Origin of the sequence: Lysinibacillus sp. RS11 (assembly GCF_042019215.1) — a bacterium.
Taxonomy (GTDB): domain Bacteria; phylum Bacillota; class Bacilli; order Bacillales_A; family Planococcaceae; genus Lysinibacillus; species Lysinibacillus xylanilyticus_A.
This window is the reverse complement of record NZ_CP168124.1, coordinates 132,864-155,755: the sequence shown is the minus strand read 5'-3', so window position 1 is coordinate 155,755 and position 22,892 is coordinate 132,864. Positions and strand designations below refer to the sequence as shown.

At 36.9% G+C, this 22,892-nt stretch carries 22 protein-coding genes; 11 read left to right on the top strand and 11 right to left on the bottom strand.

All coding sequences use genetic code 11. The features are described from left to right. Positions 1 to 423 (bottom strand): Na(+)/H(+) antiporter subunit B, encoded by a 423-nt coding sequence (locus AB9L17_RS00880; RefSeq protein ID WP_068986130.1) that lies wholly within the window; start codon positions 421 to 423, stop codon positions 1 to 3. Then, positions 413 to 2,824, bottom strand: a complete 2,412-nt coding sequence (locus AB9L17_RS00875; protein WP_068986131.1) for a Na+/H+ antiporter subunit A — start codon at positions 2,822 to 2,824, stop codon at positions 413 to 415. The genes AB9L17_RS00880 and AB9L17_RS00875 overlap by 11 nt, the downstream gene beginning before the upstream one ends. A 359-nt stretch (positions 2,825 to 3,183) precedes the next feature. On the opposite strand from AB9L17_RS00875, the gene AB9L17_RS00870 reads away from it, so the two are divergent. Continuing rightward, positions 3,184 to 3,870: a universal stress protein gene (locus AB9L17_RS00870; protein WP_068986132.1), complete on the top strand. Its 687-nt coding sequence runs from the start codon at positions 3,184 to 3,186 to the stop codon at positions 3,868 to 3,870. A gap of 46 nt (positions 3,871 to 3,916) precedes the next feature. Here AB9L17_RS00870 and AB9L17_RS00865 read toward each other — a convergent pair whose 3' ends face one another. Further along, complete coding sequence (locus AB9L17_RS00865; RefSeq protein WP_223555157.1) at positions 3,917 to 5,119, bottom strand: MFS transporter; 1,203 nt, start codon at positions 5,117 to 5,119, stop codon at positions 3,917 to 3,919. A 116-nt stretch (positions 5,120 to 5,235) separates the two neighbouring features. On the opposite strand from AB9L17_RS00865, the gene AB9L17_RS00860 reads away from it, so the two are divergent. Beyond that, complete coding sequence (locus tag AB9L17_RS00860; RefSeq protein WP_083227096.1) at positions 5,236 to 5,955, top strand: DUF421 domain-containing protein; 720 nt, start codon at positions 5,236 to 5,238, stop codon at positions 5,953 to 5,955. 18 nt (positions 5,956 to 5,973) lie between these two features. Here AB9L17_RS00860 and AB9L17_RS00855 read toward each other — a convergent pair whose 3' ends face one another. Further along, positions 5,974 to 6,687: a CBS domain-containing protein gene (locus AB9L17_RS00855; protein ID WP_375199924.1), complete on the bottom strand. Its 714-nt coding sequence runs from the start codon at positions 6,685 to 6,687 to the stop codon at positions 5,974 to 5,976. Between the two features lie 243 nt (positions 6,688 to 6,930). Between AB9L17_RS00855 and AB9L17_RS00850 the strand changes: the two genes are divergently transcribed. Together AB9L17_RS00850 and AB9L17_RS00845 are read left to right on the top strand one after the other, a co-directional pair. After that, positions 6,931 to 7,695, top strand: a complete 765-nt coding sequence (locus AB9L17_RS00850; RefSeq protein ID WP_068986134.1) for a MerR family transcriptional regulator — start codon at positions 6,931 to 6,933, stop codon at positions 7,693 to 7,695. Next, positions 7,692 to 8,345: a GAP family protein gene (locus AB9L17_RS00845; RefSeq protein WP_068986135.1), complete on the top strand. Its 654-nt coding sequence runs from the start codon at positions 7,692 to 7,694 to the stop codon at positions 8,343 to 8,345. The genes AB9L17_RS00850 and AB9L17_RS00845 overlap by 4 nt, the downstream gene beginning before the upstream one ends. A gap of 111 nt (positions 8,346 to 8,456) precedes the next feature. On the opposite strand, the gene AB9L17_RS00840 is transcribed toward AB9L17_RS00845, so the two are convergent. The 3 genes from AB9L17_RS00840 to AB9L17_RS00830 are packed head-to-tail and all read right to left on the bottom strand — an operon-like array spanning position 8,457 to position 10,326. Further along, on the bottom strand, positions 8,457 to 9,239 hold the full coding sequence (locus AB9L17_RS00840; RefSeq protein ID WP_375199923.1) for an ABC transporter permease: 783 nt from the start codon (positions 9,237 to 9,239) through the stop codon (positions 8,457 to 8,459). Next, positions 9,236 to 10,126, bottom strand: coding sequence for an ABC transporter ATP-binding protein (locus tag AB9L17_RS00835; protein ID WP_223555161.1), 891 nt, complete (start codon positions 10,124 to 10,126; stop codon positions 9,236 to 9,238). The genes AB9L17_RS00840 and AB9L17_RS00835 overlap by 4 nt, the downstream gene beginning before the upstream one ends. Then, complete coding sequence (locus tag AB9L17_RS00830) at positions 10,123 to 10,326, bottom strand: PLDc N-terminal domain-containing protein (protein ID WP_068986138.1); 204 nt, start codon at positions 10,324 to 10,326, stop codon at positions 10,123 to 10,125. The genes AB9L17_RS00835 and AB9L17_RS00830 overlap by 4 nt, the downstream gene beginning before the upstream one ends. 742 nt (positions 10,327 to 11,068) lie before the next feature. On the opposite strand from AB9L17_RS00830, the gene AB9L17_RS00825 reads away from it, so the two are divergent. Beyond that, complete coding sequence (locus AB9L17_RS00825) at positions 11,069 to 12,325, top strand: sensor histidine kinase (protein ID WP_223555164.1); 1,257 nt, start codon at positions 11,069 to 11,071, stop codon at positions 12,323 to 12,325. 241 nt (positions 12,326 to 12,566) lie between these two features. Then, positions 12,567 to 12,860, top strand: coding sequence for a 3-isopropylmalate dehydrogenase (locus tag AB9L17_RS00820; RefSeq protein WP_068986140.1), 294 nt, complete (start codon positions 12,567 to 12,569; stop codon positions 12,858 to 12,860). 319 nt (positions 12,861 to 13,179) lie between these two features. Here AB9L17_RS00820 and AB9L17_RS00815 read toward each other — a convergent pair whose 3' ends face one another. From AB9L17_RS00815 to AB9L17_RS00805, 3 genes are all read right to left on the bottom strand, one after another. Continuing rightward, a complete protein-coding gene (locus tag AB9L17_RS00815) occupies positions 13,180 to 14,859 on the bottom strand; it encodes a hypothetical protein (protein ID WP_223555166.1) in 1,680 nt (559 codons plus the stop codon). Positions 14,860 to 15,129: 270 nt separating this feature from the next. After that, positions 15,130 to 15,561, bottom strand: a complete 432-nt coding sequence (locus tag AB9L17_RS00810) for a protein-tyrosine phosphatase family protein (RefSeq protein ID WP_375199922.1) — start codon at positions 15,559 to 15,561, stop codon at positions 15,130 to 15,132. Between the two features lie 21 nt (positions 15,562 to 15,582). Next, complete coding sequence (locus tag AB9L17_RS00805; protein WP_068986143.1) at positions 15,583 to 16,530, bottom strand: carbohydrate kinase family protein; 948 nt, start codon at positions 16,528 to 16,530, stop codon at positions 15,583 to 15,585. 177 nt (positions 16,531 to 16,707) lie between these two features. On the opposite strand from AB9L17_RS00805, the gene AB9L17_RS00800 reads away from it, so the two are divergent. After that, on the top strand, positions 16,708 to 17,271 hold the full coding sequence (locus tag AB9L17_RS00800) for a GNAT family N-acetyltransferase (protein WP_068986144.1): 564 nt from the start codon (positions 16,708 to 16,710) through the stop codon (positions 17,269 to 17,271). An 18-nt stretch (positions 17,272 to 17,289) separates the two neighbouring features. Next, positions 17,290 to 18,207, top strand: a complete 918-nt coding sequence (locus AB9L17_RS00795) for an EamA family transporter (protein ID WP_068986145.1) — start codon at positions 17,290 to 17,292, stop codon at positions 18,205 to 18,207. 73 nt (positions 18,208 to 18,280) lie between these two features. On the opposite strand, the gene AB9L17_RS00790 is transcribed toward AB9L17_RS00795, so the two are convergent. Next, positions 18,281 to 18,412, bottom strand: coding sequence for an S-layer homology domain-containing protein (locus AB9L17_RS00790; protein WP_223555168.1), 132 nt, complete (start codon positions 18,410 to 18,412; stop codon positions 18,281 to 18,283). Positions 18,413 to 18,833: 421 nt separating this feature from the next. Between AB9L17_RS00790 and AB9L17_RS00785 the strand changes: the two genes are divergently transcribed. The 3 genes from AB9L17_RS00785 to AB9L17_RS00775 all read left to right on the top strand — a co-directional run bounded on the left by AB9L17_RS00785 (position 18,834) and on the right by AB9L17_RS00775 (position 22,879). Then, the gene (locus AB9L17_RS00785; RefSeq protein ID WP_223555169.1) at positions 18,834 to 19,940 is read left to right on the top strand and encodes an extracellular solute-binding protein; all 1,107 of its coding nucleotides are present in this window, start codon (positions 18,834 to 18,836) and stop codon (positions 19,938 to 19,940) included. 134 nt (positions 19,941 to 20,074) lie between these two features. Then, positions 20,075 to 21,145: an ABC transporter ATP-binding protein gene (locus AB9L17_RS00780; RefSeq protein WP_223555172.1), complete on the top strand. Its 1,071-nt coding sequence runs from the start codon at positions 20,075 to 20,077 to the stop codon at positions 21,143 to 21,145. Between the two features lie 12 nt (positions 21,146 to 21,157). Next, positions 21,158 to 22,879: an ABC transporter permease gene (locus AB9L17_RS00775; RefSeq protein ID WP_223555174.1), complete on the top strand. Its 1,722-nt coding sequence runs from the start codon at positions 21,158 to 21,160 to the stop codon at positions 22,877 to 22,879. The last annotated feature ends 13 nt before the right edge of the window (positions 22,880 to 22,892 follow it).

The following is a 22,892-nucleotide window of genomic DNA, read 5'->3' as shown; positions in this document are numbered from 1 at the left end:
CTATTCATCCTCACTTATACTTAAAATAATTGTGACCACAACACCTACAACAGTTAAAGCTACGCCAGCTTCGAAAAGCGTGACAGTCGAAAAGCTCATCTCCCCGAATATCGGCACATTTATATAACTATGAGCTTGCGATAGAAACGGCACATCAAAAAATAGTGAGCCAATAGCTGTGCCTGTTGCCAGTAAAACGCCAAGTGCTGCAACCTTTTTAAAATCAAATGGCATCCCTTTATGCACCGTCTCAATGTCATATGCTAAATACAGTAGAACAATGCCTGAAGCCAGCACGAGACCACCTATAAAACCTCCACCTGGAGCATGATGCCCTGCAAAGAATAAATAAATCCCAAGAGTTAAAATAATGAATACGATTGTCTTTGTAACCGTACGTAAAATAACGTCATTAATTTTCATGATCCGTCTCCCCCTTTCGTGGCTTTAGCTTCGTTAGTGTATACACGCCTAAGCCAGCAATCAGAAGGACAACCACTTCTAGCATCGTATCAAATGCACGGAAGTCGCCTAATATGGTGTTAACAACATTTGAACCACCCGCTAATTCGTAGGAATCATTAAAGTAAGTGGACACTGGCTCAAAGCGATCGAAATGGACAACCGCTAAGCCTACTAATGTAACAGTGGCACCAACGAAAATGGATATAACCGCCTTAGACCATTGCACTTTTTTATGGGAGGCGTCAGGCATTAAATCAGGTAAATATTTAAAGCAAAGAAGGAATAAAGCAGTTGTCACAGATTCAACGACTAATTGAGTTAACGCTAAATCAGGAGCACGGAAAATAACAAAGAAAAACGCAATTGAATAGCCTAACACGCCATTCAACAACATCGCCGTTACACGTCCTTTGGCGAAAATCATCCAGACTGCTGCGAACATCATCACAAACACTAAAATGAGCTCATAAGACTCAATTGTAGAATCCTTCGCAAAATCAAATGCAATCGTATCCGACCAAATAAAATATCCTGCAATTAAGGCAACAAAGAATACATATATATAGACAAAATAATGTGTTAGATTACCTGTCATATAGCGATTAGTAAGCTTTGTAGAACTATTTTCACTAAACTCAAGCATACGATTGTAGTACGTATTAAACGCATATCTTTGAGAGAATATTCGATATACAGGCTTCCAGCTGTTTAACGTTTTAAATAAGAAAATCCCAATAATAATGACACCAAGAGTCATTAGCAATTCTGCATTAATGCCATGCCAAGCATGAATATGTGGTGTTAATTCACTAGTTGATGGGAATGTTGGATAAATACTCGCCATAGCAGGTTCTAAAATATAATGTCCTAGCACATTAGGGAAAAAGAAAATTCCAACTACGAATACGCACAGTATGATTGGCGAGAGTAGCATACCTAATGGCGCTTCATGGGGTTTTTTATCCATCTTTTCAGGCTGTAGTTTTCCGAAAAACGTTCGGCTTATTAAAATCATACTGTAAACAAATGTAAAGATACTTGCCACCCATGCCACTATAGGAAATAACAGGCCCAAATCAGTAATTGAAAAGGCTTCTACATGACGAATAGCTAGTACTGCAGCGAAAAACATTTCTTTACTTAAGAAGCCATTAAAAGGAGGTAATCCAGCCATAGAAAAACTACCAATAACTGCAATTGTAAAGGTTACAGGCATTAAGGCCATTAAACCACCGAGACGACGAATATCGCGTGTTCCCACCTCATGATCGACAATACCGACCATCATAAATAATGCGCCCTTAAATGTTGAGTGATTAATAAGATGAAACAACGCCGCAAAGCTTGCCTGCGTATAAAGTATAGAATTTTCAGCATAACCGTAATAATGGCCGACTGATCCTAGCCCAAATAAACACATAATTAAACCAAGCTGACTAACCGTTGAAAAAGCCAATAACGCCTTTAAATCAGTTTGACGCACAGCATTAAATGAACCCCAGAACAACGTTATAAGACCAATCACACTGACTAACCAGAACCAAACAGCCTCGCCTCCAAACACTGGGGAAAAACGCGCAACTAAATAGATACCTGCCTTTACCATTGTTGCCGAATGTAAATAAGCGCTGACTGGTGTCGGTGCCTCCATCGCGTCTGGCAACCAAATATGGAAAGGAAACTGTGCGGATTTAGTAAATGCACCGATTAGAATAAGGATTAACGCTGGGATAAACAGTGTATGATCACGTATAACCTCGACATTGGCTATGATTTCACGAATGCTAAATGTCCCTGATGCTACATAAAGCATTAGAAAGCCCGCAAGCATTGAAAGGCCACCGAAAACGGTAATTGTCATGGCTTTTCTTGCACCAGCACGAGAGGCTTTACGATGATGCCAAAATGCAATTAACAGGAATGATGACACACTTGTTAGCTCCCAAAATGTGTATAATACCATTAAATTATCTGAAAAGACGACGCCAAGCATAGCGCCCATGAATAGTAATAAATAGCAGTAAAAATGATGAAGAGATTCTTTCGTTGATAAATAGAAAATAGAATATAAAATGACTAAACTACCTACACCCGTAATTAGCAAACCAAAAATCATACTTAGTCCGTCCAGGTAAGTTGAGAAATTTATATTAAAAGAGGGAACCCACTCATATGTATGGATAAACGTTTTACCCTCGGCAATTTGAGGAATGTAGCGCGCGAGTAAAAGAAACAGAATGAATGGAACAGATAAAACAAACCAGCCAAGATGTGTAATACGCCTTAGTCGCCTATAGAGTAAGGGAATAAGCGCAGCACAAATAAATGGTAAAAGTATCGCAATGAGAACTGTAACCAAATGAAAACCTCCTACTATCAATTTCGTCCAGCAATTTGCTATTGACTATGCGCGAAAAACCATAGATATAAAGTCGCTTGACTATCTATTTAACTAACTGCATAATAGTGTGGCATATAGAAGCAATTGGTTTAAATACACAAGATGCATAAAGTAAATCGCTGTAAAGCATAGAGATAAACCTCGTTCCTCAAGGTTTTCCCGATATATTTTCATTAACTTTTATACATTTTCAAGTATACAATATAAATGAGCACAATGCACTGTATCAGTGTTGATTTTAGCTGTTTTAAGATACTTTTTTCAAAATAGACAGTAGAAATAACAAAATAACAACAAGATATGAGGTGGGAATTTTTATGAAGCATGTAAAAGGGCGCTTAGACGAAAGTATTTTAGTTTGTGTCTACTATGGACTTAACGGTGAACGTTTAATACGACGCGGTCATAAAATGGCTACAATGTTAGACTGTCCATTGTATATTCTTTCGGTCGATTCGCAACCCCTCGATGCATTTGATGCAGAGAAATCTAGCTACATCGAGCAATGGAAAAAGTTATCTGAAGAGCTTGAGATTGAAAAGTTCATATTACTGGATAATGAAAAACGCCCCATACAAAAGGTTATTGCAGAAGTGGCAAAAAATTATGGAATTTCACAAATCATCGTAGGCCAAAGCGCACAGAGTCGCTGGGAGGAAATTACAAAGGGCTCATTCTTAAACGTCTTGTTAAAAGAGGTTCCTTTTGTTGATTTTCACATCGTTGCTGTCCAACGTCCAACTGACAATGATGCAAACGATACATACGAAAAAGGTGTACGTGCTTATTTAATCAAAGAAAATGAAGACTTTAAGGTAGCATTTACATGTCCTAAATATGTATCAATTGAGGGTATATTTTTCAAAGAAATCGGCACCGACTTTGATAATGGCATTTTCAAATTCACTTACAATGATAAAATGCATGAAGTCCACATATTAGAAGGCTATGTAGCAGATAAGGAAAGACTACCTGCTGAATTTTTATCACCACTACGTCAATAAAAAACGCGTTCCACGAGGACGCGTTTTTTTATCTATCTGGAAGTTCTTATACCGCTGAAGCTGGTTGATCCTTCGGTAAGAAAAATGCCACGAGTAATAATAATGGTAGCAAAGATACGACCATCATTGTAAAATCGATACCCCGATGATCCATTAATACACCAATTACCATCGCTCCAATTGCCCCCATTCCGAAAGCAAAGCCAGTTGTTAAACCCGCCATTGTACCAATTTTTGTCGGGACAAGCTCCTGTGCATAGACAACGGTTACCGAGAAGCTAATCATAATGAGCGTACCGATAATTACTAAAAATATCATAGCTGCCCATAACGGTACATACGGCAGTGCTAAACAAAACGGCATTGGTACAACAACGGATAGTAAAATAACATTTTTTCTACCAATCAGATCTGATAATGAACCGCCGAAAAATGTTCCAATGACGCCAAATGCCATAAAGCTAAAAATTAAAATTTGTCCAAGACGAAGACTAACATCATAATGGTCCATTAAATAAAATACATAAAAACTTGTAATATTAGTGGTATAAAATGATCGTGCAAAAATAATAGTAAATAATAACGTTAACGCAATACCTACTTGTTTTTTTGTTAAAGGGGGCAATGTAGAAACTAACACGCGTTTTTTCTTTGCTACGCGCTCTTGCTCCAACTGCTTTTTATACCATCCCGCAATTTTACTCAACAAAATAATTCCGAACGTTGCCGCCACTAAGACAATTGCGGCACCACGTTGTCCAAAAACATCAAAAATATAGGCACTAATGAGCGGCGCAAGGGCTTGACCAGAATTCCCCCCTACTTGATAAATTGACTGTGCAAGTCCTCTTTTCGGACCTGCTGCCATAAATGACACCTTTGATCCTTCAGGGTGAAATATAGCCGAACCAAAACCTAAAAATAATACCGCAATAAGAATGATCCAATATTGCGTTGTGAACGCTATTATGGCAATACCAATAAACGAACTAGTCATACCAATTGGCAACGCATATGGCATCGGCTTTTTATCACTGACAAATCCAACAACTGGCTGTAAAGCAGAGGCAAATATGTTAAGGACAAATGATATAAGCCCTATTTGTGTAAAGGTTAAACCTAAATCACTCTTTAATATCGGGAACATCGCTGGAATAACGGCCTGCATCGTATCATTGATAAGATGGGCAACAGCTATTGCAATCATTATTGGATAAACAGGGTTATTAAAATTTCCAACCTGTTTCATGTTGCCACCCACTTTCTAAATTATTTAAAAATTCCGTTTACGAATAATTGTCGCATACAATTGACTTTTTTGCACAAGCTATTTTTCGACAGTAGTTTAAAGGAGTTGATATATATATGGAAAGTTTTTTTCATGCTAACTTTTGGGAAATGATTCTTCGGACAACACTTTCCTTCTTTGTGCTTCTTATTCTGGCACGAGTCCTAGGAAAAAAACAACTAGGTCAACTAACATTTTTCCATTACATTACAGGGATTACATTTGGATCGATTGCTGCAGAAATTGCTTCACAAACTGAAACCCCTTTTTTAGATGGTATGATTTCTCTTATTTGGTGGGGTGCTTTAACATATTTTATGACTATTATTACTATTAAATCTAAAAAAGCACGTGTTCTCATTGATGATAAGCCTACAATCCTTATTCAAAATGGACTTATTTTAGAATCTGCTTTAAGGAAAAATCGTTTGCATATGGATGAGTTAACAATGATGCTACGAGAACAAGCCATATTTTCTGTACAAGATGTGCAATATGCATTACTTGAAACAACGGGTAAACTTAGTGTGCTACCAAAGCCTACTGAACAATCAGCTACAAAACAAGATGTAAAGGCCGATGTAACACCACCAACCTATATACCAACAGAAGTAGCTTCAGATGGGCAGGTTATTTATGAAAACTTAGTTGAACTTGAGTTGACTGAAGATTGGCTTATGAAGAAGCTAAAAAAACAAAATATCCAATCTGTGGAAGATGTCTTTTTTGCCCAAGTTCAAGCAAACGGCTCTCTATATGTAAGCTTGAAGGATAAAGCAAGACGATCAAGCCCTTAACAGCTTGTCTCGTCTTGCTTAATCTATTTTTACAATATCCAGTGGTGTAACGATGCCGATTAGTTTTTGATGTGGCTTCCCATGCTCCGTTATTAGTAACGCCTCAAAACGGCTTCCCCGCTCTACGCCTTGTTTAAAAATATCTTCAGCCTCGTATATCGTTATGTATCTACTCACAAATTTGTAATTCACTCTATTTTTTTCATGTAATAAAATGTCGTGCAAAGTCGGAACTTCCTTAGGTATTTGATTGCTTACCATTACCATAGCTAGCCAGTTTGTAATTCCTACTGTCGTCACAAGTCCTTTAAATTGATCTTTATTGTATACAGGAAACTGTGTAAATTTACGATGGCGTATAACTTTTAATACTTGTTTTAACGAATCTGTTTCCTGAAAAGCTAGTACTTTTTTGCAAAACATTTGTCCTACAAGTTTTGGCTTAGCCAGTTTTCCCTCTATATATTCAATTCTTTCCACTACGTCTATATGTGGTTCAGCAATTACATATTCGAAGGACGTACGATGATGAACAATTGCATTTCGTAAATCTGCGTAAGAGCGCAAATCGTCTTCGTATTTACGAACTAGTACATCCTTCTTCTTAGCTTGATCGATAAGACGATAAAAGGGCATAAAATCCTTTGCACCGATAATATCTCTTAACCTGTGATCTATCCGATTAAACGCTGTAAGAAAGCGATTGGAATTTTCTATATCCAATTTTTTCACCTTCCCCTATTTATTTTTTCATATTTTCCGAGTTATTTGATAAATCCTAGTTATAGCTACATTATATTCCTAAGTTTTGGATATTCCAAGATAAGTGATGTACATAATATAGCCCTAGACACTTTGCTTTCGCTACAAAAACCTCTGCTGAATGAAGATAAAAAATTTTTCTCTAAACTACTTGAAAGTTACGCAACGTCATTTTGTACAATATTGGTAACAGTTAAAAAGGGGGCGCGCTAATTGCTTGTCATTCATGAAGTATCAAAACAAACAGGGATTTCTGTTCGAACACTGCGTTATTATGAAGAGATTGGCTTATTATTCCCGACAGCCAAAACAGAAGGTGGACACAGATTATATGGTGAAGAAGAGCTGAAAACACTACAACAAATCGTATTTTTAAAAACATTAGGATTTCGTTTAAAAGAAATTCAGCCATTACTCAATGAATCTTGGGATTGGGCGGAAAGCTTAGATCATCAGCTTGCGTTTGTTCAAGCAGAGCAAAACAAGTTAAAGCAAATGGAAAGCGCTATACTAGGATTACAACATGCTTTGACCATCGAGGGAAGTTTAAATGAATCACTTATTCAAAAGATCATTAAACTTTCTACTCAAGAAAATGGGAAAAAGCAGGCATTTCGACAACAAATATTTTCTGAAACTGATTTGAAGCTAATACAAAAGCTCCCGAATATAAATCGCAATGATCCGCATTCTTTAGAGTGGATTAGTTTATTAGGTCAATTAAGGGAATTGAAGGAAAGCTATGATGCTGAATCAGCTTCAGTGCAACGCATTATTAAACGAATGATGGAAAAAGCAGCAGAGGAATACAAAGGGAATGAATCATTTTTAGAAAAGATGTGGGATATACGAAAATCCTCTTCACAGTCCGAACAGCTTGGCTTGTATCCGTTAGCGGAAGATTTCTTACATTTTATTGATCAGGCTTTTACTATTTATGAAGCTAAAAATATTAGTAAAGGGGATCCCCAACAATGAGCACAGAAAGTTTATTGTTAATTGGTGGCTTAGCTATATTAGATATGTTTAGTCCAGCTATAATCGGTGTGACTGTATACGTATTGCTTGTGGCAAAAAAGCAGCAAAGTCGACTACTCTTAGCATATTTAACGACAGTAGCTTTTTTTTATTTTTGTACAGGCATTTTCTTAATGCTTGGCTTAGATGTAGTTTTTGATCCAATTGCCAATGCATTAAATAGCCATTCTGCTAGATTAGTAATGACAATTGTAGGTGCCATATTATTTGTCGGGAGTTGGTTAGTACCGAAGAAAAATACTTCGGGATCCCCTAAGCCAAAATCGTTTAGTATAGAAGCAATGATTGCTTTAGGGTTCACAACTTCTCTATTAGAAGTGGCAACAGCTTTACCCTATTTCGCTACAATCGGCATTTTAACAAGTAATCATTTAGCTTTTTATGAATGGTTGCCCATTATAGCCGGGTATAATCTAATGATGATTACGCCAGCAATCATCTTGCTCGGCTTACACATACTATTCAGACGCTTTATGACTACGCCGTTAAGAAAAATACAAGCACTTTTTGATAAAAGCACAAGTTCAGCTCTTTCATGGGTAATGTTTTTAGTTGGTCTTATTTTACTGATGAATGGTGGTATGATTTAAGAAATAATACGGTAAAAATCCGCTATATTTTCTATTGGCAAGGCACGCTTTTTTAGTTCTCGCGCTCGTACCCTACCAAAAGAATTTACGCAGATTTTTACCATGTTTCCTTTAAATTTTCGTCATCGATGCATTTTTCTTCATCGTGAAAGTTCCAATACTAATACAAACAATTGTCGATATTATTGTCATCATGAGACTCCACCAAAAATCAGACATTTCCATCGTGCCCCTAATTAATTGAACGCCATATAACGGTAGTTTCCACGGGGATACTGTCCAAAATGTGCCGACTATTGCATTTATCATTTGCCCCATAAAAATAACAATAAATGCACATGAAGTCGCAACTATTGTTTTAAAGGTAGCACTCATCATCAATGTCACTGCTAGCACAAAGAGTAGCCAAGAAAAATACGTGAAAAAACTTGCCACAAGTGACCCTATCTCAAAGGTCCCATAAAGTACGACCGTGTAGTAAACGCTCGCGGCAAAACCAGCTAAAATACTAACAAAACCAACAGTACCCATAACGATAAATTTACTCAAAAAATAAGCGCCAAACGATATAGGACGTACATACAATAAAGTAGCCATGCCACTTGCTCTTTCTTTACTGATGGCCCCTACAAAAGTAGCCATTAATACGAGTAACCCGATTGTCTGAAATTGCCCGATGGACGCTTGTAATAGGTCAACTGGCATTAATTCTGGCATCAACATTTCAAAGCCTTCCGGTAAATTACCAACAGCATTTAAAATATCCATCATATAATAGTTTGTCAGTGGATCACTCATACCGAGCAATGCAAATACAAGAGGTATCCATAAAAACTTCCAGCTTCGCCAAGCTTCTCTGAATTCCTTTTGCAGAAGGACATTAAATCCTCTCATATTTTTCTCGCCACCTTCATGAAAATCTCTTCAAGTGAAGCTGTTTGTTGTTCCACTTTCCGTATTTTATAAGGAGCATTACTTAAATGATGCAGTAGCTCCTGCATACTCGGCTTTTCATCAATGATTTCTATATATACATAACGGCCCTTCGCTTTGCCTATATGTTCAGATTGAATAAAATGGTCGGCCTCTTCTTCAGTGTTAAATTCAACAACATAATTTGGTTCATCGAAGCGTTCTCGCACTTCATGCAATGTTCCCTGCTCTACTAGCTTTCCATCACGTAAAAATAATAATTGATCTGTCATTTCCTCGGCATCATTCAATATATGAGTCGAATATAAAATGGTTGTTTCTTGTTGTAGATCTTTTAACAAATCAAGTACTTCCCTACGTCCAACTGGATCTAAAGCAGATACAGGCTCATCTAATAACAATAATTTAGGCTTATGCACAATTGCTTGGGAAATACCTAGCCGTTGCTTCATGCCACCAGAAAATGTAGCAATTTTCTTATTTATATCATTGCCTAGCCCCACAAACTCAAGTGTCTTTTGTGCTTCTAATTTTGCCTTGTTTGCAGACACACCATTTAACTTTGCAGCCATTTCAGTAAACTCTAGCGCACTTAGCCAAGGATGAAATTGCGGAAATTGTGGTAAAAAACCAATAGTAGATCTTAAATCACCATCTAACATTTTTACAATTCCAGAGGTAGGTTTTAATAGACCTGTTAACATCGATAAAGTCGTTGTTTTACCTGCACCATTTGGTCCAATTAATGCTGTCGATGTATTTTCTGCTAATGTGAACTCAATTCCATCAACTACTACTTTTCCTGCAAATTGCTTTGTTAGGCTTGTTACTTGCAGTAATGTCGTCATGTTTGCTTTCTCCCAACTATAAAGTACGCAATTGGCCCCAAAAGATTAACGAAAATAATAATAAACACCCATAAAATTTTCGGCCCATTTGTTGCATGGATTTTACGTAAGTCGACTAAAGCGACAATCATTAAAATAAATTGAACTATGATTAGTGGCGCTATGACTGCCCATGGAACTTTTGCTAACTCCTCCATCATACAGATCACCTCATCCTTTGTTATATCATCACTATAACAATTTTGCTCTGATGTGTATAGAAAAAATTTACAAATATTACGGACATACAAACCAAAAACTTATTGTTAGCTGATACCCAAAATGTAGCTTCTCCTCTATATATTTCTTAGACGTGGGATAATTTTAATTGGATATTTATGTTGACCTCTCTTTAAAGTATGTGAAGAAATGTACTTAAATTAACGGAGCAGGTAATGAAACAAGGTTACTCATCAAATTACAAAATGCTACACTACAATTATTAGTAGGGGTGAAATAGTAAATATTGAGTTATTAGGAGATAGAGGATGAAAATTAGGAAAGAGAATGGTCAGGGCGGCATTTTTAAAGACATACTTATTGAAATTCGAGATTCAATCTTATTTGAAATAGTTTGGAACATTTTAATATTTATACCAAGAATGGTGATTCGTTTAATCAAGAATATATTTTAACTAGTCTAAATGAGTGCGATTCTTTAAAGGTATTGCCTTTTTGGCTTGCTATTATTGAACTCCCATGAAAAACCTTAATCACCTTTTATTTTCTGTGATGTAGCGTTGGTTTTTGCGCTACATGGGTGGCTAACGGTGCAGGTTAGTCAAATTTTTTTTACACTTTTTTCAACATCTTTCTTTTTTTGAAAAAATGTTTATAATTATCTTAACCTTTTGTGTTTTATCACTTTTTTAACATTTATTACTCAATTTAGGGGCGCTGATCATGGGGATAACGACATTATTATTAAATGCATTCATTATTATCATTTGTATTTTTTTCTATCAAATATTTTGGTTAGATAAAGATGGAAAAGAAGCGCGTAATACTATATTAATTTCCTTTCTTTCATCCATTGCGGTTGTTCTATGTATGACATTCCCTTTTAAGTTTGATTATGGATACATATATGATTTACGGCTTATCCCAATCCTTTTAGCTGTTCTCTATGGTGGTTTTAGGAGTTTTATTTTTATTACTGTTATATTTGTTTCTTACCGTTTTTACTTAGGCGGAGACGGAGTCTACCCTGCCATTATTGTATATTTTATGGCCACTTCCATTACTATGGTATCTCAATATTTTCTTGCTGGTTATTATAAAAAAAGAAAAATATTGTTCAGCTTATTGCTTATGTCTCTTTGCACTATTTCCTTTTCTATATTCGCTTTAATGAACCAAATACGAATAAACGATAAAGTTCAACCTGATTTTATTTACTTTTTATTCAATTATATAGTGATCAATATTCTGACTGTTTTATTGTCTCTTTATTTAATTGAAGGAATGATAGAAAGGTTTAAAATGAAAGGAAAAATTCACCGTGCAGAAAAATTTATGGTGACTTGTGAATTAGCAGCGTCTATAGCCCATGAAATAAGAAACCCGTTGACTACGGTATATGGATTTATGCAGATGTTTAGTAAAAACGAAATCTCTGAAACGCAAAAGGATGACTATTTACAAGTCATGCTAATGGAGTTAGAAAAAGCGCAACTCGTTATTAACGATTATTTGTCCCTTATAAAACCACAAAATGTTGCAAGAGAATTATTAGATATTAGACCAATTGTTGAGCAAGTAATAGAGGTTATTTTACCGATCGCCATCCAATGTAATGTTAAAGTTGAAAGCGATAATGAATGTTCCTACTATATATATGCCAACACCGATAATCTAAAAATGTGTTTAATTAACATTGCAACGAACGGGATTGAAGCCATGACTAATGGAGGGATGCTCCGAATTAATGTGAAAAAGGTAAAGAATCGTATTGTGATTGATATTATTGACACAGGAATTGGAATGTCTTCTGAGGAGATAAATCGAATCGCTATGCCGTTTTATTCTATAAAAGAGAAGGGAACCGGGCTAGGTACGATGATTGCATACAGTATTGTAAAAGGATTAAACGGAGATATAGAAATAAAAAGTGAAAAGGGAAAGGGAACACAGTTTTCTATTATTATTCCTTCTTCCTAATAGAAATCGTAGAGCAAAAAAATTTCGACGATTTAGAGCTTGTTGCTAAAGTACAGTTCGAAAACGATGAATTTAAAGACGAAAAAGAAATTGAGAAAATATCCGGATACAATAACGCAGCAGTATCCATTTTGAAGTGTTCAACTAATGAGGTGCGATTGTTCAATAAAGCAATCGCTTTTTTACTAACAGAGCAGTTTAGGGTAAATGGGAAATATATTTATGAAAGAAGGAGAGTTAAATGAGCGAATTTTTCTTAATACTTATGGTTTTTTCTATCGTTGTTGCAAATATTATTGGATTTATATCCTACAAAAAAAGGAAAAGTTTATATTTTGCTTCTTTCACAATATTATTACTAGCAGGTGCATTTGGTGGAATCGGAGTTATACTAGCACTATTCATTCTTCGTGATGCCTTTGCGGTATTCTATGGGTTGAATCTTGCCTACTATTTGCTAATAAATAGTCTTATCGTATTTCTACTTGCCATTTTAGTTACTATAATTAAAAAATATACCAAAAAGAAATTGTGATGCATTCATACGCATGCCCGACGCACAAATAAAAAACCCGGAAAAAATATTCTTCCGGGTTTGATCACCACTTACATTTATTCCTCCATGACACACTGCCTCGCTTCCGTATTGGATCTTAAGATATCCCTAAGACAACCGTACTTTAGCTTTAATCAGTAATGATGGTCCTTCAGAGCTATCGATCAACCTTACTCATCGGGTTAACCCTCCTAGTCACATAGGATTTGAAGTGTAATCCTTTATAGTATAGATCAATTATTATTTTTCATACGCATGATTTTTTTAAAATTAGAATTACCCTATACCATTTATTTTTCTAATCAACATGCCTTACTTTATCGACCACCAACGCCATAGCTAAAGCGTAAAATGCCCGACGAGCTCCAGCACAGTTTGGAGATTCTTTATCAGTAGTAGTAAGGTCTGTAGCAGAGCTTTCCGTTCCATCTGCATTTGAAGCATCAGCTAATATATCTAAGCGAGCTAAATCCCAAAGGCCTGAACGACCGTGCGAAGGGAAGTGACTTTGGCCATGTAATGCTTGGCCTATATCAAGTTGAAGTTTAATGGCTTCTCCGACTTTATTATTCAGACTTGCAAAACCTTGACCTGTAATTCCAGGATAAACATTGAACAATCCAACCATGGCCTGATTAATCCCCTCACCCTTATTAGGCATTTGCCACGGATTTTTAATCAACTCGGATGAGCCTAACATAGCATTTTCCGGAATGTACATACCCCAATATTTAGCTTGGCTAAACAAATTACTCATTAAAGTGTTTTTTATAGATGAATAGTTAGTGAAAATGTCTTTGTAGGTATTAATCATCTGAGTTACCATAACTCCTGAATCCGAATCACCATTCGGAACAAGACTGTACCATGATGAAGCTGTTGGATTTTCGATTAAGCTTGCAAAGATTTGTAAGAATGTTATTGCAAATGTATTATAGGCCGGAGAATCGAATCGAGATCGTAGCATATTATTTGCCAAGGTTACTTCGTAAAATCCATGAACCGGAAGAACCCTTTTAGCAGTTAATGAATTGTTAAATGGCTCTTGTTGGAAACATCCTTTAGAAGCATTTGCAACTGAGGTGTTAGAGCCCCAATGAGTATAACTAAGAACATCTCGGATTGCATTTTTCATATTATATGCAGGAGTTAATGAAGCTCCAGTTCCATTTACTTTTACATCATAAACATGCGCTGCCATCCAAAAAGCAATGGCGTTAAGTGAAGCATTAAGAATAAATCGCTCGTTTTTAGTGTTGTAATAGGAATGGTGATCTATATAATCCCTACCGCTTGTTCCTGGTTGAATACCAGCAAAAGAAACTTGTCCTGAACTATCAAGAACTGTTGGCATTTCTAAGTAATTTTTTTGAGGATCGGTGGATAAATCTGCGGTCGTGATCCAGTATCCGATTTGCCCCGAATATGGACCAGTAGCAAAACGGTACGACTTTTCTTCATCATTGTATATCCAAGCAGATGGCGTACGATGATACATTAAAGCATAGTATTCTTTAGAATTTAATACTTCATTAGCAAAATAGTCTCGGTATCGCCCTAACAACACATCAACATTAGAAAGTGAAACATCGCCCTGGGATTCGTCTAACTTCTTAAGCATTGCCGCACCAAGATAAATAAAGCCTGCTAATGGATTAATGGTCGGAAAATTAAATGCTCTATTAATAAGCTTTGGAATAACAGCATGAACAATTTCCTTGTAAACTGCATCACGTTCGCCGGCTAGTGCCTTTTGTTGAGCGAACTGGGCACAGAACATCATTACTTGTCCAACACCCTGTTGATATGTGGAAGTATCACTTGTACCATTTAATATATTGTTTTGGAAAAATTTTCGCACTCGTGGATATCGACCTTTATCCTTCTTATAAGGATGGCTTAAAGATGACTGCTCCGTAGATAGTAAAAACGCTTCAACGAAGGCTTGAGCTTCTTGTAATGGTGTAAATGTTGTCATATAAAATCACTCCAAAATTTGTATTTTTAACTTACAAAAATTAAAAGTGAATTATATTTTCAAAAATAAACCAAGTTATTATTTTTGATTACCGTAACGTGAGGTTAATTTACATGGTAGACGTTTTAACCAATATCATCCCCAACTTCGAGTAATGAGTCCTTTTTTCTCTAAGTTTGAAGTCTTTAAAAAAAATCATGAACAGTTAATTCACTAACTAAAAAAAGAAGATGTACCAAATTGGAAAAATCCTTTGGTACATCTTCTCATTTATTTATATAGCTTGTGCAAAGCATCTGCCATTTTTGGGCGAATCGTTACTTGTGGACGAGCGTTTTTTACAGCCTCTTCCGCTTCCTCTAGAGAATTAGCTACGCCAAGCTCCATTAACACGGCTGTCGCTGCAACACCTGCGCGACCTCCCCCGCCTCCACAATGGAAGTACACTTTCTGCCCATTATCATAGGCAGAAACAATTTCTTTCGCTACTTTTTGGATAGATGGCGCAACTTCTATGTCCTCATCAGCAATTGGCATATGCTTGTACTCATATGAAGCCAATTCCTGCTCCTCAGTACTTAAGCCGTTTACTCGAACATCAATCACAACATCCACCTTTTCTTGCTCAAAAGCAGAATCTGCGTCTTTCGCACCGCCAAAGAATAATCGATCCTTTACTAATACATCGTAGTTTTTCTCCATTGTATGCACGCTCCAAAACGACTATTTAAGCAAATGCTTAATATCATCATAATACGGAAGAGCTGTTAATGCCCCCGCTTTAGTTGCTGCCAAAGCACCTAGTTTATTACCAAAGTTTACACAACGAGCAAGTTCCTCTTCCGTTGTAGGTAAGCCATTGTAATGAACATCGCGTAATACACCAGCCATAAATGCATCTCCAGCACCTGTAGTATCTACTGGCACAACCTTTTCTGTCGGTACATGGATAACTTCACCGTTTAATACCGCATATGTGCCATTTTCTCCTACTGTTACTAAAATAATGGGCACTAAATAACTGTTTAATTGCTCAATGCCCTCTTCCAAACTAGTCGTTTCAGTAAGGAAAAATAATTCATCATCCGTGACTTTTAAAATATCTACATGCTCAAAAAATGACGTGATCGTTTCACGGCAAATTTGCTCACTACTCCAACGAAGAGGACGAATATTCGCATCCATCGCGATAATTGCCCCTTTTTCCTTTGCCATCTCTACAGCGGCACGTGTTGTTTCAAGGGCTGTAGGATGGAACATTGTACCCGAGCACACAGTTAAAGCAGATGCATGTTTAAAAGCTGCTTCATTTAATTGTGATGCTTCTACTTGTAAATCAGGCGTCTCATCGACATAATCCTTAAAAATTCGCTCACATTCTTCTGTTAAATGTACATAAACACCACTAACACGCTTCGCAGGGTCAAAAACTGCATAATCCAGGTTTACCCCTTCTTGCGCAAGCCCATCTCGAACAAATTCAGAGCCTTCGTCATCTCCTGTAATCGTAATTAATGCAGATGGAGCACCTATACGGCTAATACCTGCAGCAACATTCACCGTTGCACCACCCATATATTTAGTAAAAGATGTATTTGTTACATCATCAGCAATATAGTCAATAAAAGCGTCTCCGTAGACTAAAATAAAATCCTTATCTTCCTTTGTCATTGTTGTCCTCCCGAATGTCTATACCTTATAGATTACCACGAAATTTGTTGTCGAATAAAGTTTTAAACTTTCGGAAAAATAGTAAAGAAGCCAACACTTATCTCTATATACTCAAAAACTTGAGACATCCTCTATCTTTGTTATACTTGCCTATATAGAAAGGTGAGGATTTTGACAATGAGTATTACAATTCGACAAGCGCAATCACAGGATGCCCATGCCGTTGTACCATTAATTATTGATGCAATTGGTGATATTGCCAACCGTTTAACAGGAGAACAGACAGCTAAAGCAGTTGAACAAGAACTTACTGTACTATTCAAACGTGAGGACAATCGACATTCCTATTTAAATACCTTTGTTGCTGTTGAGAATGAGCACGTATTAGGAATTCTTGTTTACTATAATGGTGTTGAAGCCATTCAAATGGATGCAAATCTCGTAAAATGGCTTGAAGAAAAAAATGCGCCATCTATTATCATCGATAAAGAGGCTCACGAAGATGAATATTATATTGATACTGTTTGTGTAGCACCAGAAGCTCGCAGAAAAGGAATTGGAACATTATTACTGCAATTTGCAATAGAAGAAACACAAAAACGAGGCTATGCAAAATTATCATTAAATGTTGAAACACAAAAAGAAGATGCTCGTCGCCTTTATGAACGTCTGGGCTTTGTTATTACTGAGCCATGGTCCATAATCGATGAACCATTCCATCATATGGTGAAACAGTTTTAGGATGTGAAACACAAAAACATGAATAAAAATTTATTATACGCTCTATTAATAGTGATCGCTTCAAGTAGCTATGGGATTTTATCGACAATTGTCAAAGTGGCTATGCAGCACGGCTTTACATCAGGAGAAGCAGTATCAAGTCAATATATTATTGGCTTTATGCTAGTTCTAACTATTTTTATAGCGACGCAAAGGCAATTACCGAAGCTTTCTAAAAAGGGACTGCTTATTTTAGTTTGCGCTGGAATATTTACTGGTACTACTGGAATTGTCTACGGTGAATCGTTAAAGTATCTACCAGCCTCTCTTGCAGTAGTCATGCTGTTCCAATTCACCTGGATCGGCTTATTATTAGATTGCGCGCTACATAAACGCTTACCAAGTCGAGCTGAAGTGATTTCTCTCATTGTATTATTTGCTGGAACCATTTTAGCTGCTGGTGTACTAAATGTAGATTTAAGCGGTATTGCTATTCAAGGATGGCTGCTTGGTTTTACAGCTGCCTTTACCTTTGCTTGCTTTATCCAATTTAATTCACGTCATGTGGAGGGTATTACCACTACATCACGCGTATTGATTGTTTCCTTTGTCGCCCTTATTTTAATTTGTATTTTCCTAAACCCTGAAATTATTTGGAATGGAAAACTATTTAACGAGGGCTTATGGAAATTTGGATTAGCACTGGGGATCTTCGGTATTATTTTGCCGATTTACTTATTTTCTATAGCTATTCCGAAAGTAGGAGGAGCGCTTGCCTCCATTTTAAGTGCTATAGAGCTACCCGTTGCCGTTACCGTTTCCGTTATTGTTCTACATGAACCCTTAACTTCTTTACAAATAGCAGGTATTCTCTTGGTTATTATCGGTATGATGCTTCCGACAATACTTGCTCAGCGGCAACAAAAGAAAAAATCTTTAGAACCTGTTAGTAAGTAAATACTTTAATCTAAATTAGAAAGGGAGATGTATCATATTTTTGATACATCTCCCTTTTTTCAGCATTCTGTAATTATAAACCAAGTGCTCGATACATAAACGCTGTAAATTGTGAACGCGTTAAGTTGTCTTTCGGTCCGAAATTGCCGTTTTCACCGCCTAACGCAATGTTACGGTCTGCTAGAGCGCCCTTCCATACTTCCAAAAACCACTCCCAACATCATCGTTAAAGCTGTGAAAATCTTCAAAGCTTTACTACTCATATTAAAGCCCCTCTTGATCATCACCCTAGCTTTGGGATGACAATTTTTGGAGACTCCTTATTTTAGTTATTTTTCAAACCGTAACATGCATTTCAAAACTATTAAAATCAATATTTGTTAGTTTTTGAACATATATTGATAACCAACTTTATTGGAAATTTTTAAATTGATGAATTTACATTTAATCTTGATAAATTTCTTTTTTAGAGGGGATTTTTTTATTTCACCAATGCCGTTGATACCTATTATTCTCTTAATATTCGAGCATGGCATTATAATTTTTCAATTATTCTAACATTAATGTAGAGTCTCCGGATTATACTGCTATATGTAAGTTTTTCACTATTAGGAAGGAGGAAGATTATGCAAAAAACACGTATCTTCGGTTTTGTACTTGTACTGATGCTTCTTGTCTTGGCTGCTTGTAGTAGTGATAACAACAAGGATTCTAAAAAAGATGCAACTGCTAACGACAAAACGTCTGATTCTGAAAAGACGGATGTAGCGGCTACACCATCTGGAAAGCTTGTGATCTATACGGGGCGTGATGAAGCCATGGTGCAAAAGGTAATCGATCAGTTTAATGAAAAGTACCCGGACATTCAAGTGGAGTTTTTAACGATGGGCGCACAGCAAATCTTAGAACGCCTACGTGGTGAAAAAGCAAATCCTCAGGCAGATTTTTGGTGGGGCGGTACGCAATCCGCACTAATTGTCGGTGCCGATGAAGATTTACTCCATTCTTGGAAGCCTAGTTTTATCGACTCCATTGATGCAGCGCATAAGGATGCAGATGGTCGTTGGTTCGGGGAAATGCTACTGCCCGAAGTGATTATGATTAACAGTGATTTATTAACGAAAGAAACAGGTCCACAAGACTGGGATGATTTATTAGATTCAAAATGGAAGGATCAAATTTTAATTCGTGGTGTGTTAGCTTCTGGTACGATGCGTACTATTTATTCATCTATGATTGTACGTCAAGGCGCAGATACACCTGAGAAAGGTTACGATTGGTTATTAAAATTAGATGCCAACACGAAAGAATATACACAAGATCCAAATGCACTTTATTTAAAGATGACACGACAAGAAGGCAGCGTTTCTTTATGGAATTTACAAGATATTTTATTAAAGAAATATACGACTGACTACCCGTTTGATTACATCTATCCGAAAAGTGGTGCACCGATTTTAGTAGATGGTGTAGCTGTTGTAAACAATGCCAAGAATATAGAAAATGCAAAGCTCTTCGTAGAATTCTTATTCGAAAAAGGAATGGTAACGCAATTAGCAAATGAATACTATCAAATTCCTACTCGCTCAGATATCGATAAAGCCGCAATGCCTGAGTGGTATCAAGAATTAGATTTAAAAACTTTTGATATAGATTGGCAGCTCATGTCTGAAAAAGAAGCCGAGTGGATGGAGCATTGGGATAACAATATTAAAGGCCAAGGGAAAAAGTGACCAACGCCGCCTAACTGTCCAATGGCTCTAACATCGTAAAGCGATCTATTGAATATTGTTCATGTTTTAAGCCTCGAGTAATTTTTGCTCGAGGCTTCGTGTAACTAGTTTACTGCGAGAAAGGAGCATTGCATTTGAAAAGTGTCAAAATAGAAAATGTCTCTAAGCAATTTGGTCAAGTGTTTGGTGTAAAAGATTTAAATCTTCATATTCAAGCTGGTGAGTTTTTTACGTTTCTTGGCCCAAGTGGTTGTGGTAAAACAACAACCTTAAGAATGATTGCAGGCTTCTATTACCCTTCAGAAGGGAAAATATTTTTTGATGATGGAGACGTGACAAGACTTCAACCCAATAAACGGAACATCGGTATGGTGTTTCAGAATTATGCCCTCTTTCCTCATATGACAGTAGACGAAAATATCGCCTTTGGCTTACAAGTACGGAAATTTTCAAAGGCAGAGATTAAGCAAAAGGTTGACCGCATTAGAGGGCTTGTACATTTATCGCAATATGGCAATCGAAAAATAAATGAATTATCTGGTGGGCAGCAGCAACGGGTTGCCTTGGCAAGAGCTCTTGTGATAGAGCCGGATATTTTATTGTTAGACGAGCCATTGTCTAATTTAGATGCTAAATTACGCGAAGAAACGCGCGTTGAAATAAAACGTATTCAATCCGAGCTTGGTGTTACAACCATCTATGTTACGCATGATCAAATGGAAGCGATGTCTATGTCAGATCGTATTATGGTCATGGAAAATGGGAACGTCAGACAAATCGGTACTCCGCAAGAAATTTATAATAGGCCTTCAAACCGCTTCGTAGCAGATTTTATTGGCGAGACAAACCTACTGGAAGCGACAATTGACTCCGTCAATGGTAACGATATACAAGTAAAAACAGCAAGTGGACTTGTTCTCACTGGGCAAAAGCAACAAAGCTCCCCCACTTTAACGCATATGATTGGAGACAAAGTGTTTATTTCTATTCGTCCTGAATCAATCCATCAAGGTACTGGTGAAAACACATTAACAGGTAAAATCACTTTTGTGGAATTTACAGGGGTTAGTGTGAACTATATTGTGGAATGTCTAGATTTTTCACTAAAAGTAATGATTATCAATATGAACGGTCAATTAAAAAAAATTGGTGAAGAAATCACTTTAAATATAGCCCAAGATTCACTGTATTTTTTAGGGGAATAGGAGGGTAACAACATGGAAAAAACGCACCTCAAACCTTCTGAAGGAAATGCATGGACACAACTATCAAGCTCAAATTGGTTTGTGTATATATTAGTTGCACCTTTATTTTTAGTGTTGTTTGCCTATGTGGTATACCCGTTCTATCAAACTTTTCTAGAAAGCTTTTCTAGTGATGATGCGCTAGCTAATTATAAACAGTTTTTTAATTTCGCTAGCCCCGCCAATATAGAAGCATTATGGACTAGTTTATATATATCCCTTATTAGTGTTATTTGCTGTGCAATCGTTGGGGTTACCATGGCATTCTTACTCGAGCGTTACGATTTTCCAGGTAGACGTGTACTCTCTATTTTAGTTTTGGTACCCATGGCTCTTCCGCCATTAGTAGGTGTACTTTCTTTTACATTCTTATATGGGGAAAGCGGTATATTCCCACGTGCGCTTCAACACCTATTCAGCTTACATGAAGTGCCCTTTTCATTAAAAGGCATCTGGGGCGTTATTGTTGTCCATACATTCACAATGTACACTTACTTCTATTTGACTGCCTCCGCTGCTATAAAAGGGTTAGATCCAGCTCTAGAGGAAGCGGCAACTAGCCTAGGTGCAGGGCGTATTCGAATATGGACAAAGGTTATTTTGCCCATGTTAACACCCTCAATTGTCGCCTCATCCTTACTCGTATTTATGATATCCATGGCGTCCTATACAGCACCTTTAATGTTCGGTGTCGAACGTACGATGACGATGCAAATCTATTTATCACGTACGAACGGGAATTTAGATATGGCAGCGACACAATCTATGATTCTATCCTTTGTGTCTATTACCTTTTTAATTATTATGCGTTGGTATCAAAACCGCCGAAACTATCAAAATCTAAGCAAAGGTATTAGTGTTCATCGATCTGAAGTTTCTTCAAAAGGAATGAAGATGATTGCGACTATCGCGTCTTTTATAGGTACATTAATTTTAATTTTGCCGATTTTAGTTCTTATCTTAATTTCATTTTCAGTAGATGGGGCATGGAAAACACAAATTTTGCCAACTGACTATACACTGGATCATTATGTAGCGCTCTTTACGGATGAGCGGACATGGCGACCTATTTGGAACTCCATTCAAATGGGGATCGTTGCAACACTCGGCAATATCCTCTTCGGCGTCGCAGCAGCCTATGCGATGGTACGTTTAAATTTTAAAGGCAAGACATTGCTCGATATTTTAATCATGGTTCCTTGGGCATTACCGGGAACAGTTGTAGCTGTCAATTTGATTGCCGCTTTTAGTACGGAAAATATATTCGCCTTTAATCAGGTTCTGATTGGGACGTTCTGGATTTTGCCGTTAGCCTATTTCATTAGACATTTACCGCTCGTTTTCCGGTCTACATCGGCATCTCTTGTGCAATTAGATCCGTCTATCGAAGAAGCATCACGAAGCTTAGGTGCAACTTGGTGGTATTCATTTAGACGTATTGTCTTACCACTTACATTTACGGGCATTTTGGCAGGTACGTTACTAGCACTTGTTCAAAGCTTTGGTGAATTCGTAGCGTCAATTCTTATTTATAGTACGTCAACAATCCCATTATCTGTGGCGATATTCCAAAAATTATATGCGTTTAAATTTGGAACTGCTTGTGCATATGGCGTCTTACAAATTTGTTTAATTTTAATTGTACTTGTTATTTCCGAGAAGTTATCTAAAGGCAGTGCTGGTTCGGCCATATAACTGCTAATCTACT